16 protein-coding genes and 1 pseudogene are annotated in these 16,883 nt (G+C 66.5%); 10 read left to right on the top strand and 7 right to left on the bottom strand.

Annotated features, from left to right (window positions below):
- Window positions 1-54 precede the first annotated feature (54 nt).
- A complete protein-coding gene (locus ACXJKM_RS11590) occupies window positions 55-972 on the top strand; it encodes an SMP-30/gluconolactonase/LRE family protein (RefSeq protein WP_457352463.1) in 918 nt (305 codons plus the stop codon).
- A gap of 77 nt (window positions 973-1,049) precedes the next feature.
- Window positions 1,050-3,032 (top strand): OPT family oligopeptide transporter, encoded by a 1,983-nt coding sequence (locus ACXJKM_RS11585; RefSeq protein WP_056204933.1) that lies wholly within the window; start codon window positions 1,050-1,052, stop codon window positions 3,030-3,032.
- An 80-nt stretch (window positions 3,033-3,112) separates the two neighbouring features.
- On the opposite strand, the gene ACXJKM_RS11580 is transcribed toward ACXJKM_RS11585, so the two are convergent.
- Window positions 3,113-3,790 carry a Bax inhibitor-1/YccA family protein gene (locus tag ACXJKM_RS11580; protein WP_056204929.1) on the bottom strand — a complete coding sequence of 226 codons (678 nt, stop codon included), beginning with the start codon at window positions 3,788-3,790 and terminating at the stop codon, window positions 3,113-3,115.
- 105 nt (window positions 3,791-3,895) lie between these two features.
- On the opposite strand from ACXJKM_RS11580, the gene ACXJKM_RS11575 reads away from it, so the two are divergent.
- The 4 genes from ACXJKM_RS11575 to aceK all read left to right on the top strand — a co-directional run bounded on the left by ACXJKM_RS11575 (window position 3,896) and on the right by aceK (window position 8,542).
- Window positions 3,896-4,792 carry a LysR family transcriptional regulator gene (locus ACXJKM_RS11575; protein ID WP_457352461.1) on the top strand — a complete coding sequence of 299 codons (897 nt, stop codon included), beginning with the start codon at window positions 3,896-3,898 and terminating at the stop codon, window positions 4,790-4,792.
- A gap of 96 nt (window positions 4,793-4,888) precedes the next feature.
- Entirely contained in the window at window positions 4,889-6,067 is a 1,179-nt protein-coding gene (locus tag ACXJKM_RS11570; protein ID WP_457352459.1) for an isovaleryl-CoA dehydrogenase, read from the top strand.
- 23 nt (window positions 6,068-6,090) lie between these two features.
- Window positions 6,091-6,765 carry a carbonate dehydratase gene (can, locus tag ACXJKM_RS11565; protein ID WP_457352457.1) on the top strand — a complete coding sequence of 225 codons (675 nt, stop codon included), beginning with the start codon at window positions 6,091-6,093 and terminating at the stop codon, window positions 6,763-6,765.
- A 13-nt stretch (window positions 6,766-6,778) separates the two neighbouring features.
- Complete coding sequence (gene aceK, locus ACXJKM_RS11560; RefSeq protein ID WP_457352455.1) at window positions 6,779-8,542, top strand: bifunctional isocitrate dehydrogenase kinase/phosphatase; 1,764 nt, start codon at window positions 6,779-6,781, stop codon at window positions 8,540-8,542.
- A gap of 135 nt (window positions 8,543-8,677) precedes the next feature.
- On the opposite strand, the gene ACXJKM_RS11555 is transcribed toward aceK, so the two are convergent.
- Both ACXJKM_RS11555 and ACXJKM_RS11550 read right to left on the bottom strand, forming a co-directional pair.
- Window positions 8,678-9,400 carry a hypothetical protein gene (locus ACXJKM_RS11555; protein ID WP_457352453.1) on the bottom strand — a complete coding sequence of 241 codons (723 nt, stop codon included), beginning with the start codon at window positions 9,398-9,400 and terminating at the stop codon, window positions 8,678-8,680.
- Between the two features lie 29 nt (window positions 9,401-9,429).
- A complete protein-coding gene (locus tag ACXJKM_RS11550) occupies window positions 9,430-10,146 on the bottom strand; it encodes a hypothetical protein (RefSeq protein WP_457352451.1) in 717 nt (238 codons plus the stop codon).
- A 348-nt stretch (window positions 10,147-10,494) separates the two neighbouring features.
- On the opposite strand from ACXJKM_RS11550, the pseudogene ACXJKM_RS11545 reads away from it, so the two are divergent.
- Together ACXJKM_RS11545 and ACXJKM_RS11540 are read left to right on the top strand one after the other, a co-directional pair.
- Window positions 10,495-10,936, top strand: a pseudogene (locus ACXJKM_RS11545) (isocitrate dehydrogenase kinase/phosphatase-domain containing protein); the annotation flags it as partial.
- 72 nt (window positions 10,937-11,008) lie between these two features.
- Window positions 11,009-11,632, top strand: a complete 624-nt coding sequence (locus ACXJKM_RS11540) for a hemerythrin domain-containing protein (protein WP_457352640.1) — start codon at window positions 11,009-11,011, stop codon at window positions 11,630-11,632.
- Here the strand turns inward: ACXJKM_RS11540 and ACXJKM_RS11535 are convergent.
- The gene (locus ACXJKM_RS11535) at window positions 11,593-11,793 is read right to left on the bottom strand and encodes a hypothetical protein (protein ID WP_457352449.1); all 201 of its coding nucleotides are present in this window, start codon (window positions 11,791-11,793) and stop codon (window positions 11,593-11,595) included. The genes ACXJKM_RS11540 and ACXJKM_RS11535 overlap by 40 nt on opposite strands.
- A 174-nt stretch (window positions 11,794-11,967) precedes the next feature.
- On the opposite strand from ACXJKM_RS11535, the gene ACXJKM_RS11530 reads away from it, so the two are divergent.
- A complete protein-coding gene (locus ACXJKM_RS11530; protein WP_457324567.1) occupies window positions 11,968-12,711 on the top strand; it encodes a transporter substrate-binding domain-containing protein in 744 nt (247 codons plus the stop codon).
- Window positions 12,712-12,719: 8 nt separating this feature from the next.
- Here ACXJKM_RS11530 and ACXJKM_RS11525 read toward each other — a convergent pair whose 3' ends face one another.
- Window positions 12,720-13,088, bottom strand: coding sequence for a VOC family protein (locus ACXJKM_RS11525; RefSeq protein ID WP_056205284.1), 369 nt, complete (start codon window positions 13,086-13,088; stop codon window positions 12,720-12,722).
- A 188-nt stretch (window positions 13,089-13,276) separates the two neighbouring features.
- Here ACXJKM_RS11525 and ACXJKM_RS11520 point away from each other — a divergent pair, with 188 nt between their 5' ends.
- A complete protein-coding gene (locus tag ACXJKM_RS11520) occupies window positions 13,277-13,900 on the top strand; it encodes a hypothetical protein (RefSeq protein WP_056204918.1) in 624 nt (207 codons plus the stop codon).
- 91 nt (window positions 13,901-13,991) lie between these two features.
- Here ACXJKM_RS11520 and ACXJKM_RS11515 read toward each other — a convergent pair whose 3' ends face one another.
- Both ACXJKM_RS11515 and ACXJKM_RS11510 read right to left on the bottom strand, forming a co-directional pair.
- Complete coding sequence (locus ACXJKM_RS11515; protein ID WP_457352447.1) at window positions 13,992-14,288, bottom strand: hypothetical protein; 297 nt, start codon at window positions 14,286-14,288, stop codon at window positions 13,992-13,994.
- A 12-nt stretch (window positions 14,289-14,300) separates the two neighbouring features.
- Window positions 14,301-16,844, bottom strand: a complete 2,544-nt coding sequence (locus ACXJKM_RS11510; RefSeq protein ID WP_457352445.1) for a protein kinase domain-containing protein — start codon at window positions 16,842-16,844, stop codon at window positions 14,301-14,303.
- Window positions 16,845-16,883: the final 39 nt, after the last annotated feature.

Raw genomic sequence — 16,883 nt, 5'->3', positions numbered from 1 at the left:
GCGGCAGGCCCCTCGCCAGACGATGTCGACTTTCCAACGAAAGGACGACACGAGATGAGTTTCGAGATTGCCAGCGAGCCGACCGAGTTCGAAGTGCTGGACGCGCGCTTCGAGGACTGCTTTCGCAAGAGCGCGCGGCTGGAGCGCCTGGCCAGCGGCTGCCGCTGGACCGAGGGGCCGGTCTACCTCCCCACCCAGCGCCGGCTGCTGTGGAGCGACATCCCCAACGAGCGCATGCTGAGCTGGTGCGAGGTGACCGGCCACGTCGCCGAGTTCCGCAAGCCCTCGGGCTATACCAACGGCCACACGCTGGACCGGCAAGGGCGCCTCGTCAGCTGTGAGCAGGGCGGCCGACGCGTCATGCGCACCGAGCACGACGGCTCGCTAACCGTGCTGACCTCGCACCATGAAGGCAAACGGCTCAACAGCCCCAATGACGTGGTCGTGAAGTCCGACGGCAGCATCTGGTTCACCGACCCACCCTATGGCATCGTGGACGACTATGAAGGCATCCGCTCGCCGCAAGAGCAGCCGGGCTGCTATGTCTACCGGCTTCAACCGGACACCGGCGAGCTGCGCGTGGTGGTCGACACGATGACCCACCCCAACGGCCTGGCGTTCTCGCCCGACGAGCGCTGGCTCTACGTCGCCGACACCGGCCTGGACGTCGGCACGATGCGCCGCTTCTCCGTGGACGCCGACGGCACGCTGACCGGCGGCGAGGTCTTCATCAGCTGCGACACCGGCTTCTACGACGGCTTTCGCTGCGACACCGCCGGCCGCATCTGGACCAGTGCCGGGCGCGCCATCCACTGCCACGAGGCGGACGGCACGCTGATCGGTCGCATCCGCATGCCCGAGCGGGTGTCCAACCTCGTCTTCGGCGGCCCCAAGGGCAACCGCCTCTTCATCTGTGCGACGAGCTCGGTCTACTCGGTGCTGCTGGCGGTCAACGGCGTCAAGCCCTGCTGAACGCGGGGGAACCCGGTCCGGCCGGCCGGCGAATGGGGGCATGATCCGCCCCCATCTCAAACTCCCGCCTCCAGCCCGTGACCACCAACGCCTCACCCGCGCCGCTCGGGACCGAACTGACCGCCCGCGGCATCGTCCTGGGCATCCTCATCACCCTGGTCTTCACGGCCGCCAACGTCTATTTCGGCCTCAAGGCCGGCCTGACGTTTGCGACCTCCATCCCGGCCGCCGTCATCTCCATGGCCCTGCTGCGCCGCGCGGCGGGCAACTCCATCGGCGAGACCAATATCGTGCAGACGATTGCCTCGTCGGCCGGCACGCTGTCCTCCATCATCTTCGTGCTGCCCGGCCTGGTCATGATCGGCTGGTGGACGGGCTTCCCGTACTGGATGTCGATGACGCTGTGCGCCCTGGGCGGCGTGCTGGGTGTCATGTATTCCATCCCACTGCGCCGGGCGCTGGTCACCAACTCGCCGCTGCCCTATCCGGAAGGCGTGGCCTGCGCCGAGGTGCTCAAGGTCGGCCATGCCGCCGACAGTGGCGAAGCCAACCGCCAGGGCCTGGCCGCCATCGTGGCCGGCACCGTCGTGTCGGCCGGCTTCAGCATCGTCGTTGCCACCCAGCTCTTCGCGGCCAATCTGGCGCAGTACTTCCGGCTGCCCGGCGGCGAGAAGAGCGGCAGTGGGCCCACAACAGGCTATGACCTGAACTTCAGCTTCGCGCTGCTGGCCGTGGGTCACCTCGTCGGCCTGTGGGTGGGTGTGGCCATCCTTGTCGGCGCCTGCATCGCCTGGCTGGGTGGCGTGCCCATCCTGACGTCCGGTGTCGACGGCGCCGCAGAAGCGGTCGCACTGTTTGCCTGGAGCAAGAAGGTGCGCTTCATCGGCGCCGGCTGCATCGCCGTCGCGGCGATCTGGACGCTGGTCAAGCTGGCCAAGCCGGTCGTTGCCGGCCTGCACTCGGCCGCCATGTCGGCTCGCGTGCGCAAGGCCGGCAAGGCCGACACGCTGCCGCGCAACGAGCAGGACATCCCCATCGGCACCGTCGGCCTCATCACGCTGGCCTGCATGCTGCCGATCGGCTTCATGCTGTCCAGCTTCGCCACAAGCGCCGGCCTGGGCGACCAGCTTGGCCTGCTCGTGGTCGGCGGTGTCGTCTATGTCGTGTTGATGAGCTTCTTCGTGGCCGCGGTCTGCGGCTACATGGCCGGCCTGATCGGCTCGTCCAACAGCCCGCTGTCGGGCGTCGGCATCCTCGTCGTCATCGGCGTGTCGCTGCTGCTGGCCCTGGTCGTCAAGCCCATGCTGCCGGCGTCCACCGGCCAGGCGCTGGTCGCCTTTGCGCTGTTCGTCACGGCCGTCGTGTTCGCGGTCGCAACCATCTCCAACGACAACCTGCAGGACCTGAAGACCGGCCAGCTCGTTGACGCCACGCCCTGGCGCCAGCAGGTGGCGTTGATCATCGGTGTCGTGGCCGGCGCCATCGTCATCCCGCCGGTGCTGGACCTGCTGAACCAGGCTTATGGCTTCGCTGGCGCGCCGGGTGTCGACCCCAAGAAGGCCCTCGCTGCGCCCCAGGCTGCCCTGATCTCGGCGCTGGCCAAGGGAGTCATCCAAGGCGACCTGAACTGGAACCTTATCGGCATTGGCGTGCTGATCGGCGTCGCCACCATTGCCGTGGACGAGGTATTGAAGCGTGCGACCGGCGGCAAGGCGCATTGCGCGCCGCTGGCCGTCGGCCTGGGCATCTATCTGCCGATGAACAGCACGCTGATGATCGTCGTCGGCGCCGTGGCCGGCTGGTGGTTCGACCGCCGTGCTTCGCACAAGCGTGACCCCGAGGCCACCAAGCAGCTCGGCGTGCTGCTGGCCTCCGGCCTCATCGTCGGCGAGAGCCTGCTCGGCGTCATCCTCGCGGCCGTCGTCGTGTTCTCCGGCAACGGCGCGCCGCTGGCCTTGGTGGGCGACAGCTTCGCGACCGCAGGCCAGGTGCTGGGCTTGCTGGCCTTTGCCGGCATCGGCGTGGGCCTGTACCGCTGGCTGCTCAGCAAGCAGCCCTGATCGTCATGCCAGTCGCCCAGCATGGCGCCTGGCCTTCGGCAAGCGTCGGACAGCGCGCAGGCGCTGTCCTCGGTCCGGCCTCAGTCATCCGAACCTGCGAAGCCGAACAGGTGCAGCAGGCTCGTGAACAGATTGAAGATGGACACGAACAGGCTGACGGTGGCGAGCACGTAGTTGGTCTCGCCGCCGTTCACGATCTGCTGGGTCTCGAACAGGATCAGGCCAGCCGACAGCAGGGCCACGACGGCCGAGACCGTCAGTGCCAATGCGGGGATCTGGAAGAAGATCGCTGCCAGGCCTGCAAGCACGGCGACGACCATGCCGGCGAACAGAAAGCCGCCCATCCACGACAGGTCACGCTTGGTTGTCGTCGCATAGGCCGACAACGCCAGGAAGACGGCGCCCGTCGCGCCGAGGGCCAACATGATGGTCTGGGCGCCGCCGGGCAGAGACAGCGTGCGCGTCAGCAGCGGGCCGAGCGTCCAACCCATGAAACCGGTGAGCGCGAAGACGAGGCCGACGGCGGCGCCGCGGTTCTTCAGCTTGTGGATGCCGAACAGCAGGCCGAAATAGGCCACCAGCGTCAGGATGATGCCGGGTGCCGGCAGGTTGAAGGCGACGGCCGCAGCAGCGACGGCGGCGCTGAACAGCAGCGTCATCGACAGCAGGGCATAGGTGTTGCGCAGCACCCGATGGGCGGTGCCGCGGTCGAGGGCGCCGCCGTGGGGCATGGCAATGGCGATGGGGCGGGTTTGCATGGCAGACCTCCGGTTTGAAAGAACACGGGCAGGGTACGTAGGCAAGACACCAAATAAAAGCAGAGAATCGCGAAACGTTTCTTCGTGATTACTTGCTGAATCGCCATGAGCCTGAGCTTCAGTTACCGCCACCTCTACTACTTCTGGGCCGTTGCCAAGGAGGGCGGATTGACGCGGGCCGCGGAGAAGCTGGGGCTGTCGGTGCAGACCGTCTCGACCCAGGTGCGTGAGCTTGAGCAGGCCCTCGGTGCGGCCCTGCTCAAGCCGGCCGGCCGCGGCCTGACGCTGACCGAAGCCGGCATCGCGGCGCTGGAGCAGGCCGAGCAGATCTTCCAGATCGGCGAGACCCTGCCCGAGCGGGTGCGGGATGCCGCCACCGCGCTGACGGTGCGCCTGGCCGTGGGCATCTCCGACGGCTTGCCCAAGCTCGTCGCGCAGCGCCTGCTCGCGCCCATCCTCGATACGCCGCAACTGCGCCTGCTTTGCCACGAGGACGAGTTCGACGACCTGCTGGGCGACCTCGCCCTGCACCGGCTCGACGTGGTGCTGGCCGACCGGCCGGCGCCGGCCAACCCGAATCTGCGCGTTTACAGCCATTCACTCGGCAGCTCGCCGGTGGCCTGGTATGCCCACCCGCGCTGGGCGGCCGCGGCGGCGCGCGACTTCCCCGCCTCGCTGGCCGACGTGCCGCTGCTGCTGCCCACCTCGCACGCGGCCTTGCGCCCGCGGCTGGACCACTGGCTGACCGACCTCGGCCTGCGCCCGCGGATCACTGGCGAGTTCGAGGACAGCGCGCTGCTGGCCACCTTCGGCAGCGAGGGCCTGGGCGTGTTCCCAGCCGCCACCGCGGTGGACGACGCACTGACGGGCCGCTATGGGTTGGTGAACGTCGGCGCTGCCGAGGGCGTCGTCGAGCAGTTCTACGCGGTGGGCACGGACAAGAAGATCAGCCACCCGCTGGTGCGCCGGCTGCTGCCGCAGCCTGCCGACGCAGCGGGTTGATCCGGACGCGCTTGCTACAGTTGACGTTTACGTCAATTAACCTGCCCTGCAGGCCCGGCACGAGCGGGCACTGACAGGGCGGACCAGGAGACCCGAATGAACCTGCCCGGCCTCAATTTCCAGCTCGGCGAAGACATCGATGCGCTGCGCGACGCGGTGCGCGCCTTCGCCGACGAAGAGATCGCGCCCCGCGCGGCCGAGATCGACAAGAGCGACCAGTTCCCGATGGACCTGTGGCGCAAGATGGGCGACCTGGGCGTGCTGGGCATCACCGTGCCCGAGGAATACGGCGGCGCCAACATGGGCTATCTGGCCCACATGGTGGCGATGGAAGAGATCAGCCGCGCGAGTGCTTCGGTGGGCCTCTCCTACGGCGCGCACAGCAACCTGTGCGTGAACCAGATCAAGCGCAACGGCAACGACGCGCAGCGCGCCAAATACCTGCCCAAGCTGATCAGCGGCGAGCATGTCGGTGCGCTGGCGATGAGCGAACCGGGCGCGGGATCTGACGTGCTGAGCATGAAGCTCAAGGCCGAGGACAAAGGCGGCATCTACCTGCTCAACGGCAACAAGATGTGGATCACCAACGGCCCCGACGCCGACACGCTGGTGGTCTACGCCAAGACCGAGCCGGAGCTGGGCGCACGCGGCGTGACGGCCTTCCTCATCGAGAAGGACATGAAGGGCTTCTCCATTGCGCAGAAGCTCGACAAGCTGGGCATGCGCGGCTCGCACACCGGCGAGTTGGTGTTCCAGGACGTCGAAGTGCCGGCCGAGAACGTGCTGGGCGCGGTCAACGGTGGCGCCAAGGTCCTGATGTCGGGCCTGGACTACGAACGCGCGGTGTTGACCGGCGGGCCGCTGGGCATCATGCAAAGCGTCATGGACAACGTCGTGCCCTACATCCACGACCGCAAGCAGTTCGGCCAGAGCATCGGCGAGTTCCAGCTCATCCAGGGCAAGGTGGCCGACATGTACACCGTGCTGCAGGCCGCACGCAGCTTCGCGTACACGGTGGCCAAGAACCTCGACATGCTGGGCGCCGAGCATGTGCGCCAGGTGCGCAAGGACTGCGCCTCCGTCATTCTGTGGACGGCCGAGAAGGCGACCTGGATGGCCGGCGAAGGCGTGCAGATCTTTGGTGGCAACGGCTACATCAACGAATACCCGCTGGGCCGGCTCTGGCGTGACGCGAAGCTCTACGAAATCGGCGCCGGCACCAGTGAAATCCGCCGCATGCTGATTGGCCGCGAGCTGTTTGCGGAGACGATGTAACTCGCCATTGCGACAATGCCAGCATGACGACGACCAACCACGAACTGCAGGATCTGCTCGACAACAACAAACGCTGGGCCGCTGACACCGAGGCCCGCGAGCCGGGCTTCTTCTCCAGCCTGCTCAAGCAGCAGACGCCGCAATATCTTTGGATAGGCTGCGCCGACAGCCGCGTGCCGGCCAATGAGCTGGTGGACCTGCTGCCGGGCGAGCTGTTCGTGCATCGCAACGTTGCCAACGTCGTCGTGCATTCGGACCTGAACTGCCTGTCCGTCATGCAGTTCGCGGTGGACCAACTCAAGGTGCGCCACATCATCGTCGTCGGCCACAGCAATTGCGGCGGCGTGCGCGCGGCGCTCTACGACATCCGCACCGGTCTGGCCGACAACTGGATCCGCCACGTGCAGGATGTGCGCAACGACCACCTGAGCTGGCTGGAAGGCCTGCCGCAAGCCCGGCGTGTGGATGCGCTGTGCGAGCTGAACGTGCTGGAGCAGGCGCGCAATGCCTGCCAGACGACGGTGGTGCAGGACGCCTGGCAGCGCGGCCAGGAGATCGTCGTGCATGGCTGGGTCTATGGCCTGCACAACGGCCTGCTGGAGGATCTGCAGCTCACGGCCACCAAGGCCGAGGACGTGGAGCCGTCCTACCGCCGTGCGTTGGAGCGCGTCAAGGCGCGCTACGCCACAGTGGCCTGAATAGAGTCGGGGCATGTTCCCGACCCAGCTCACGGACTCGCGCGCCTTCGACATCGCCCAGGCCCTGCTGGGCGGTTTCGATCGCCACTACAAGCTCTTCCGCGCCACCTCGGCCGAGGCCAAGGCGCGCTTCGAGCATGGCGACTGGCAGGGCCAGCAGCGTGCCCAGGCCCTGCGCATCGAGTTCTACGACGCCCGCGTTGCCGAGGCCAGCGAGCTGCTGGAGGCGCGCTTTTCGGCGTCGACGCTGGCCATGGAAGTCTGGCAGCAGGTCAAGCTGCACTACATCGGCCTGCTGACCAACCACCGCCAGCCCGAACTCGCCGAGACTTTCTTCAACTCGGTGTGCACGCGCATCCTGCACCACGCCTATTTCCACAACGACTTCATCTTCGTGCGCCCGGCCATCTCGACCGAGTACATCGAGAACGACGAGCCCGGAGCGACCCCGACCTACCGCGCCTATTACCCGGCTCCAGACAAGCTGCGCGAGACCCTCCAGCGCGTCATCACCAACTTCCAGTTGAACGGCGAGTTCGCCCACCTCGACGCCGACGTCGACCAGGTGCTGGCCGCCGTCGCGCGGCGCCTCGGCGAGTTCCGCCGGCGCGCCAACTTCCAGCTGCAGGTGCTGTCCAGCCTGTTCTACCGGAACAAGGGCGCCTATGTCGTTGGCAAGATCATCAACGGCTTTACAGAGACGCCGTTCGCCCTGCCCATCCTGCGTGACGACGACGGCGGGCGCTTCTTCATCGACGCGGCGCTGTTCGGCGAAGACGATCTGCTGATCCTGTTCAGCTTCGCCCGCGCTTACTTCCTCGTCGACATGGAGGTGCCGAGTGCGTATGTGCAATTCCTGCGCTCCATGATGCCCAGGAAGCCTCGCTCCGAGATCTATTCGGCGCTGGGCCTGCAGAAGCAGGGCAAGAACCTTTTCTACCGCGACTTCCTGTACCACCTGCGCCATTCCTCGGACAAGTTCCGCATCGCGCCTGGCATCAAGGGCATGGTCATGCTGGTGTTCGACCTGCCGAGCTGGCCCTTCGTCTTCAAGGTCATCAAGGACTTCTACCCACCGCAGAAAGACACCACGCGCGAGCTGATCCAGAGCAAATACCTGCTCGTGAAAAGCCACGACCGGGTCGGCCGCATGGCCGACACGCTGGAGTACACGCGAGTGGCCTTCCCGCGGCATCGCTTCGAGGAAGAGCTCCTCGATGAGTTGAAGCACTTCTGCGGGAGCCTCATTGAAGAGAATGGCGACGACCTCGTCATCCGCCACGCCTACATCGAGCGCCGCATGGTGCCGCTCAACATTTACCTGCAGGACGCTACGCCCGAGCAGGTGGAGCGCGTCGTCATCGAGTACGGCAACGCCATCAAGGACCTGGTGGCCGCCAACATCTTCCCCGGCGACATGCTGTGGAAGAACTTCGGTGTGACCCGCCACGGCAAGGTCGTGTTCTACGACTACGACGAGATCGAATACCTGACCGACTGCAACTTCCGCCGCGTGCCCGAGCCGCGCAACGAGGAGGAGGAAATGTCAGGCGAGGTCTGGTACGCCGTCGCGCCGCGCGACGTCTTCCCCGAGACCTTTGCGCCCTTCCTGCTCGGCAACCCACAGGTGCGCGAGGCCTTCATGCGCCATCACGCCGACCTGCTGGAGGCGGAGTTTTGGCAGAGCCACAAGGCCCGCATCCTGGCGGGGCACGTGCATGACGTGTTTCCCTATGACCAAGCGCGACAGTTCAAGCGGCACAAATCTGTTTCGTGACCGGCACACCCGCCGAGACCAATTGGCGCGGCTCGCACGAGGCCGTGCGAACGCTCATGAGCGCAGGGCTTGCCAACACCGCGCCAAAATACTACGCCGCCGCCAGGAGAGTCCTTCCTTTGTAGGACAGCCCTGTCATTTGGCTGCTCCGTCCCCATTGGGGCAGGCCTCCGCGGACAGGATTCGCTCGATACTATCGAGCCCGGCTTGGGAATCATCGCCGTGGTTGATGTGATACCACTTGCCCTTGGCTGCATGGAGTCTTCCGCCGTCTACCTCCAGGCTTTCTCCCTGGCTGACGTAGTCCGCGAAGCGATCGCTGATGGCAACGCGCCGGAGCAGGAGTAGATAAGTGCTGCCGTCGTTGAAGTGGGTGCCGTAGGTATTCAGGACCCGGAGCGGTTCTCCCTGATCAGAAACTTCGCCTCCCTGGCGCAGGACGTTGACGGTTTTTCCCGGGTCGAACGACGCATTCCCTTTCAGTTTTCTAGTGATGGTGAACGGGGTTTTGGTAATGATGTCGGCCTTGTCCGCCGTCAGGGCGGAAACAGGGATTCCCGCTTTCGCAACGACAACTCCGTCGACACCGCAGACGTCATCGTGCAGATATTGCTCATCCAGATTTTTGAACGAATTGCGCTTTTCGCTGGACCTGATCGGGTGCGCCACCAGGGCCATCGAGCGCCCGCGCGCTCCATCCGGAAACTTGTCGGCTTCGTGAAGGTTCTGCCTCTTGAAGACGCGAATGCCGAAGTAGTTGGAGGCCCAGGCCAACTCGCTTGCGTCCCAGGCGGCATCCGCAGCCGCGATTCCGCAACTCGCGGCAAGAACCAGTGTTGCAATCAAATTCTTTTTCATGGAAACCTCTGAGCAAATAGTCGCTCTCTTCATTCGCACCCTTTCTGTTCCAGGGATTCCTGGACCATGGCCTTTGCGCGAGTCAGAGTCGTGCCGGGTTCAAACGGCGACCAACCAGGCGCGGAATAGATGGTCCCATTTGAAATCTCGAGAAAATACGGAGTGCCGGCAAAGATCCTCTTGTTCTTGTCTTTAGCGGACCCTGTTATCATCAGATAATGGCGACCCTTAACATAGGCTGCCTGCGGATTGTCTAGACGAATGGTTTCCCCCTTGTCTTCGACTGTCCCGCCTTCAACCAGCAGGTCGAAGGATTGCGCCTTCAACGCGGGCTGCTCGCTCCAGCTCTCAATGAGCTTGAAACGCAGCTTAGTAAAAATACCAATCTCGTCTTTTTCGATGAAAGATCTGGAATTTTGAAGCTCAGCTACGCCAAATACGGCATAGCGGCAAGCAAAGAGCCGCAACACTTCCTGGGTGAGATCCATTGCCCCTGAGACCGGAGGCGCCTCAGTGCCTGGAAAATATGTAGTTCCAAAAACGCCGTCGGGATGCTTGTAGTTTCGCAGGCCATCTAATGTTAGATTCGTCCTCATTCTTTTGGATCTGGGGAGCAACGATCCTGCTATGTCTTGATCCTTGTAATCAACGATTAAGTTCTCATCGGCTGCTATCACTGAGGCGGCTGCCATCATCAACAGCGCGGCGATTAACGATCTTCTTTGGAACATAGTTAAATCCATCATCTTGGTGATGATGTCGACTGCAGCGCCTTCAGCTGAACAGGGGCACGGTCGACCAGGTGATAAATGTTTAGCGGGTCACAGAGACTTAAGCCCCTACCGCCTGTTCGAGGGCAGTATCAAGCTCTGGTTCTGGTATTTCTTCGGCAATCTTACAGAACCACTTGGCCCCGTTGATCTGCCATTTGCACCCCTCCTCGGGTGGGATCACCAGGAGTGCACGGGTCATAGACAGTCATGCGTCCGGCGTATGGCGCATCAACATGCGTAGGCGCCTTGAGATTTCTTTTTCAGCATCAATTGACCTGCTCCCCCGCCAGTCATACCAAACTAAACGGGAGCGAGTCAAATTACATCGAGCGCCGCATGGTGCCGCTCAACATCGGACGCGACGCCCGAGCAGTTGGGGCGCGTCGTCGTCGAGTACGGCAACGCGATCACGGACCTGGTGGCTGCCAACATCTTTCCCGGCGACATGCTGTGGAACTTCGGCATCACTCGGGAGGACCGCCGCCACGGCAAGGTCGTGTTCTACGACTACGACGAGATCGAGTGCCTGACCGACTGCAACTTCCGCCGCGTGCCCGCGCCGCGCAACGAGGAGGAAGAGATGTCAGGCGAGGTCTGGTACAGCCCCGCGCCGCGCGACGTTTTTCTCGGCAACCCGCAGGTGCGCGAGTGCTTCATGCGCCATCACGCGGACCTGCTGGGTGCGAGCTTCTGGCAAGGCCGTAAGGAGCGCATCCTGGCGGGGCAGGTGCATGATGTGTTTCCGTACGGCGCGGCGCGGCGCGGCACGGCGCTTCGCAGCGGCCTGAGCCGAAGCGGCTCCGTCCGACAGGCGCCGCCCCGCCGCCCATCAACAATGGCGCCGCCGCAACCCGTGGCCTCTGGGGACAACCGCATGATCTTCGACGCCATCCGCGAAAGCCACGACTTGCAACGCGATCTGTGCCGCAAGCTCACCGCGTCACGCGGCGACATGGCCGCGCGCCAGTTGCTGTTCCTGCAGTTGAAGGTCGAGCTGATGGCACACGCGGCGGCCGAAGAGCGCTTCCTCTACGTGCCGCTGCTGATGGAGGACGGAGGCCTTGATGCCTCGCGGCATGCGCTGCATGAGCACCACCAGGTGGACGAGCTGCTCGAAGACCTGTCGGTGCGCAACAAGCAGCAGGATGGCTGGATTGCGACCGCCAAGGAACTCAGCTTCAAGGTGCGCCACCACCTGAAAGAAGAGGAGTCCAAGTTCTTCCACGTCGCCGGCCGCCTGCTGTCAGACACGAAGAAGCAGCAGCTCGCCGGCAAGTACCAGCGCGAGATGGTGCGCATGCGCAAGCAATACGCCGCCGAGTACCAGACCGTGGCCGTGTCTGCGGCGACCGGCCTGGTCAAACCCGCCAAGCCAGCCGCCGACAAGCCGGCGACGCGCGGCAACGCCAGCGCCGGCGCTCAGCTGCGCGGCAAGAGCAAGCCGCGGCGCACGCGCTGAAGCGAGGCGGGCTCGTCAGCACTGACCTGGCGCGGCGCTTCGCCCCACGGTGCTTTGGCCAGCGCGGTCAACGCCGGCAGCGTCGGCGCCTTCACCTGGACGGATTGCTCCGCCACGGGCCGACGGTCCGCGACGGGCCTGGGGTGCATGAAGAAGAACATGGAGCGGAATTGGGGGCGCCAGGCGAGGGTGCCAGATAGAACAAACCCCAGCGTCGCTGACGTGTAGGCTAGCCAGCCATGAGCGCAGGCATCAACACCTCAACTGCTGTGGACCGTCGCGCGCTGAATGCGTTGTGCATCCTGCTCCTGCCCATTCTTGCCGCGTGCGCCGCCATGCCAACACCCGCTCCCGAAGCAATCGCCCAACTGGCACCCACCAGCCGGCTGCGCGCCGTCATCAATCTGGGCAATCCCATCCTGGCGAACCGCGACCCCAGCACCGGCGAAGCCTCGGGTGTGTCGGTCGACCTGGCGCGTGAGCTGGCACGGCAGCTGGGCGTCCAGGCTGAGTTGATGGTGGTGAAGTCCGCGGGCGAAGCGGTGGATGCTCTCGCCACCGGCCGCGTGGACGTGGGCTTCTTCGCCATCGATCCCGCGCGGGCCGCGTCCACCGCCTATTCGGCTGCTTACGTGCAGATCGAGGGCGCCTACCTCGTGCGCAACGATTCGCCGCTGCAGGCCAACGAGGACGTGGATCGCGCAGGCACGCGTGTCGCCGTCGGCGCACGCAGCGCCTACGACCTCTACCTGACACGCGAACTCAAGGCGGCGACGATCGAGCGCGCACCGACCTCACCCGAGGTGGTCAGCTTTTTCCTGGCGCACCAGCTCGACGTGGCCGCCGGTGTGAAGCAGCAGTTGGAAGCCGACGCCAAGCGCTTGCCGGGCCTGAGGCTCTTGCCCGGGCGCTTCATGGTCATCAACCAGGCCATGGGCATGGCCAGGGGCAAGGCGGTCGGTGCGCATTTTCTCGCCGCCTTCGTGGAACAGGCCAAGGCCTCAGGCTTCGTCGCGAGGTCGTTGGAACGCCACCGCATCGAGGGCGCCGCCGTCGCGCCGTCTGCGGCGCGCGACTGAGGGGCTGCTCAACCCTGCGTCGGCCTGAACACCCGCACCCGGTGGCCGTCCGGGTCCGCGGTGACTGCCGTGAAGCCGAAGTCCATCGCCGTCGGCACCTGCAGCACCGGCCAGCCCGAGGCCTTCCAGGCGGCGACGGCGGCATTGACTTCGTTGTCCGTGCCGACCGTGATGCCGATCTCGGCGCCGCCGCCGCGCTGGCCGCTGCCCGGTTGCACGTCATGCGCGGCCCAGAGGCCGAGCATGGTCTTGTCATTGAGCATGAACATCGCGAAGTTCGGGCTCTGCTCGACGGGTTCGCGGCCCAGCAGCGAGCGATAGAAGAGCACGCTCTCGGCAGGGCTGTGCACGTAGAGGATGAGGCAGTCGGGTTGCATGGTGGTCTCCGTTGGGTGATGAATGAAGCCATCGTCGGCGCCGGTTATGTCACCGGCTGTCAGCAGGCCCTGGGGGCTATCCCGGCGGTAGTTTTCACATCGCGCGTGTGATCCCTGGCGGGCCGCACTTGCGTCCTTGATGACAGGCCCGGCGTGTTGCCGGGCCCCACCTCTATCGGAGAACCATCATGGCCGCATTGCCCGTCACCATCGCCCTGAAGAGCATCAAGTGCAAGATCGAGACCGACGAGGTCGGCTCGGACGAGCCCTATGTGCTCGTCACCGCCGTCGACCTGACCAACCCGATCCTGCCCAACGCCGAAGTCACGCTCTACGGCCCGTGGGGCGACGTCGACGAGGGCGAATCCCGCAGCACCCAGCCGCTGCAGCCGGGCATCAACCCGAGCGACATGCCCTTCATCATCTGGCGCCGCAACGCCTGGGGCCCGTCGGGCCAGGCCAAGGCCATCGCCAACCCGGCCAATGCCGTCATCCTCGTGTCGATGATGGAGCACGACGATGGCAAGCCTGGCACGGCGCGCGAACTGACCAAGGGCGCCGTCGTCAGCTCGCTGGCGGCCTCTGCCGGCATGACGCGGGCTCAGCGCGTGAGCAAGCTGAAAGCCGATATCCACGGCGCGCTCGGCATTCCCACCGGCTTCCCCAACTTCGACGACCGTGTCGGCACGACCCAGGAGTTCGTGCTCAGCACCAACCTGCTAGACGTGGCCGCCGGCCCCAAGAGCAAGACGCTGACCATCGTGGGAGATGGCGGCAAGTACGAGGTCACCCTGGTGGTGACGAAGGGCTGAGACCCGACCGAGCACAGGGCCTGCGCCCTGTGCGACGCGGGCCGAAGGACCGCTGCCGTACAAGGCGGCAGGCATAACGGTCCACTGCTTGCTAACCGCCCGTCTTGACTGGCACCTTCACCGCCGGGCAGGCGGTGTTGGCCGGGTCGGGGCACTTGGGCAGCTTGGGTTTGACCTGGGTGCCGGTATTGCTGCCATCGGTCGCGGCGCCACCGCCGCTGCCACCGGCGACGGGCGCAGCGCCGCCGGGCGGGGTGGCAGCCTTCACCGCCGGTGAGCTGGCGGCCTTGGCCGCCGGAGTGCCCGTGGCTGGTGCCACATCAGCAGCGTGCGCCGCGAGCGCGGCGCCCAGGCATGCCGTTGCCAACATCGATTTGAGAAGCTTCATTGCAGTCCTCCGTCAGAAGTCCAGCAGGGCCAGGCCCGGCGGCGCCGGGTGGGATGTGGACGATAGCAATTGCGACAGCCGGGTGCGCATGACCGCGGCGTCAACACGGTCGGCCAGCGCACCAGCGTAGGCATCCAGCGCGTCGCGCGCGTCGCGGCCGTCTCCGAGCGCGACGAGCGCCCTCAGCCGCAGGCGGTCCGGATGGCCCGGCGGCAGGCCGGCCTCGGCAAGCGCCAGGGCCTCGTGATAGGCGGCGCGAGCCGGCTCGATGCGGCCGGCGCTTTCATGGGCCAGCCCCAGCAGCGCCAGCGTCGGCCAGCGATCGGTGTCCTGCAACCCCAGCCGCGTGCGCTGGGCGGCCTCGGCCTGCGTCAGCATCGCGACGGCCTCGGCCGTGCGCCCCTGGCGCAGCGCCGCCTCGCCGAGCAGCGCGCGTGCGCGCTCCGCCGCCGGGTGTCCTGCCTCTTCCAGCGTGGACAGCAGCGGGCGCATCCGCGCCTCGGCCACGGCCGGCTCGCCACGGCGCATTTGCTGGCGTGCTGCCACCAGCCCCACGACGGCGGTCGCCTGGGCTTCGCCGCCGCGGCGGGCCTGCGCCACCGCCAGCTCCGCTTCGCGCGCCGCCTCGTCGGGCCGGCCGGCGTGGAACAGCGCGGTGGACAGCCAGGTGCGCGTCGAGACGGTGTTGAGGTCGGCCGGTCCCAGCACTTCCTGCAGTTCCTGCACGCTGGCGCGCAGCAGGGGCAGGGCGGCGACGTGGTGGCCCAGTTCGACCTCCATCGTCGCGACGGCCATCCGGGCCTGGGCGGCGATCAGCCGCCCCGCGCCTTCGCTGGCATCGACGAGGGCTTGCAGCCAGCGCCGCGCATCGTCCCAGCGCCCCTGGGCCCGGGCGAGGCTGGACATCGCATCGGCCACGCGCCGATAGCGCTCGTGGTGCGTGCCGAAACGCTCGCGAACCCCTTGCTCGGCCCGCGTCAGCAGCGACTGCGCCTCGTCGAGGCGGCCGGCCTCCATGGACATCTCGCCGAGATGGGCGAGGGCGGACAAGGCCACCGCGTCGTCCTGCGCCGGCGCCGCAGGCACCAACCCCATCAGCAGCGCGCGCGCATCGTCGATCTGCCCCAGGCGGCTGCGGGCATTGGCCAGCTCGAAGGCGACATCGCGGCCCGTCTCGCCGCGGCCCTGCAGCTGGGCGTGTGCGAGCGACAGCGCTTCGGCCGCCAGGGGCATGTCGCCGGATTGGTTCAGCAGCAGCCCCAGTGGCCGGGCCACTTCGGCCAGCATGGCCGGGTCATCGCCCAGCCGTCGCTTGGCTTCGGCCCAGCTGCGCCTGAGCAGCTCGATCATCGGCACCGTCGCGCTGCCGGAGGCGTCGGGGCTGAGGCCGGCGAGCAGCTCGGTCAGCACGCTTTGCACGCGCCGCGTGCGTTCGGCTTCTCGCGCGGCCTCGCGCCATTGCCAGGCGGTGGTGGCCATGCCGGCCAGCAGGCTGGCCAGCACCAGGCTCAGCGCGACCAACTGCAGCCGGTAGCGGCGCGCGAACTTGGCGCTTCTGTAGGCCAGCGAGTCGGGCCGCGCGAGGATGGGGCGGTGCTCGAGATGGCGGCGCACGTCGTCGGCCAGTGCGCTGGCGCCGGCATAGCGCTCGTCGGGGCGCTCCTTCAGCGCGCGGCCGACGATCAGGGCGAGGTCGCCGCGCAGCGTGCCCCCAGGCTCACGCTGGCCGGTCAGCAGCAGGCACAGCAGGCGGCCCAGCGCAAACACATCGGTGGCGGTGCTGACCGGCTCGCCGCGCAGTTGCTCGGGCGCGGCGTACTCGGGCGTCAGGCCCGCAGGCAGTTGCGCAGTCAGCTCCGCGCCGGTGTCATCAACAAGCAGCTTGGCGACACCGAAATCCAGCAGCTTCACGTCGCCGTCCGCAGTGACAAGGATGTTGCCCGGCTTGAGATCGCGGTGCACGACCAGGCGCGCGTGCGCATGAGCCACCGCGTCGCAGACCTGCAGGAAGAGCTGCAGCCGCGCATCGACATGGAGGTTCTGCAGCTCGCACCAGCGGTCGATGCGCTCGCCCTCCACCAGCTCCAGCACCAGATAGCGCGTGCGCGAAGCACCAAGCAGCGCCTCGCCGATGTCCAGCAGCCGGGCGATGTGCGGATGGGTCAGCCGCGCCAGCAGCTCGCCCTCACGGCGAAAGCGCGCCTGGCTGCCTTCGCCGCGCCACGGGCTGTGCAGCAGCTTGATCGCCGCCTCGCCCTGGTGGGCACCGTCGCTGCGCCGAGCGCGCCAGACTTCGCCCATGCCGCCGCTGCCCAGCGGCGCGACGAGGGTCCACGCGCCCAGCACCTGGCCGGCCAGTTCGGGAGCGCCCGGTACTTGCGCCGGTTTGGCCAGAAAGCCGCGCTCTTCGGCCACGCGGTCAGCGTTGATGAGGGCCTCCAGCCGCTCCCGTTGCGCCGGCGGCAACTCGGCCAGCAGGGCTTCACGTTCGGCCGGCGTCGCGTCCTGCCATTCATCGAAGGCGGCGAGCGCGCCGGCCCGGTCAGTGGTGTTCACGTCAACTGGCCGCGGCGGCAAATCGGGCCGAGCGCCGGG

This window comes from Roseateles sp. P5_D6 (assembly GCF_054049415.1).
The sequence above is the reverse complement of the archived record's forward strand: the minus strand, read 5'-3'. Positions and strand labels throughout refer to the sequence as shown.

Bases quoted from the DNA above. Each gene is read 5' to 3' on its own strand.
- ACXJKM_RS11590 (WP_457352463.1), top strand. From the start codon at position 55: ATGAGTTTCGAGATTGCCAGCGAGCCGACCGAGTTCGAAGTGCTGGAC.
- ACXJKM_RS11580 (WP_056204929.1), bottom strand. From the start codon at position 3,790: ATGCAAACCCGCCCCATCGCCATTGCCATGCCCCACGGCGGCGCCCTC.
- ACXJKM_RS11575 (WP_457352461.1), top strand. From the start codon at position 3,896: ATGAGCCTGAGCTTCAGTTACCGCCACCTCTACTACTTCTGGGCCGTT.
- ACXJKM_RS11570 (WP_457352459.1), top strand. From the start codon at position 4,889: ATGAACCTGCCCGGCCTCAATTTCCAGCTCGGCGAAGACATCGATGCG.
- can (WP_457352457.1), top strand. From the start codon at position 6,091: ATGACGACGACCAACCACGAACTGCAGGATCTGCTCGACAACAACAAA.
- aceK (WP_457352455.1), top strand. From the start codon at position 6,779: ATGTTCCCGACCCAGCTCACGGACTCGCGCGCCTTCGACATCGCCCAG.
- ACXJKM_RS11555 (WP_457352453.1), bottom strand. From the start codon at position 9,400: ATGAAAAAGAATTTGATTGCAACACTGGTTCTTGCCGCGAGTTGCGGA.
- ACXJKM_RS11550 (WP_457352451.1), bottom strand. From the start codon at position 10,146: ATGATGGATTTAACTATGTTCCAAAGAAGATCGTTAATCGCCGCGCTG.
- ACXJKM_RS11540 (WP_457352640.1), top strand. From the start codon at position 11,009: ATGGCGCCGCCGCAACCCGTGGCCTCTGGGGACAACCGCATGATCTTC.
- ACXJKM_RS11535 (WP_457352449.1), bottom strand. From the start codon at position 11,793: ATGTTCTTCTTCATGCACCCCAGGCCCGTCGCGGACCGTCGGCCCGTG.
- ACXJKM_RS11530 (WP_457324567.1), top strand. From the start codon at position 11,968: ATGCCAACACCCGCTCCCGAAGCAATCGCCCAACTGGCACCCACCAGC.
- ACXJKM_RS11525 (WP_056205284.1), bottom strand. From the start codon at position 13,088: ATGCAACCCGACTGCCTCATCCTCTACGTGCACAGCCCTGCCGAGAGC.
- ACXJKM_RS11520 (WP_056204918.1), top strand. From the start codon at position 13,277: ATGGCCGCATTGCCCGTCACCATCGCCCTGAAGAGCATCAAGTGCAAG.
- ACXJKM_RS11515 (WP_457352447.1), bottom strand. From the start codon at position 14,288: ATGAAGCTTCTCAAATCGATGTTGGCAACGGCATGCCTGGGCGCCGCG.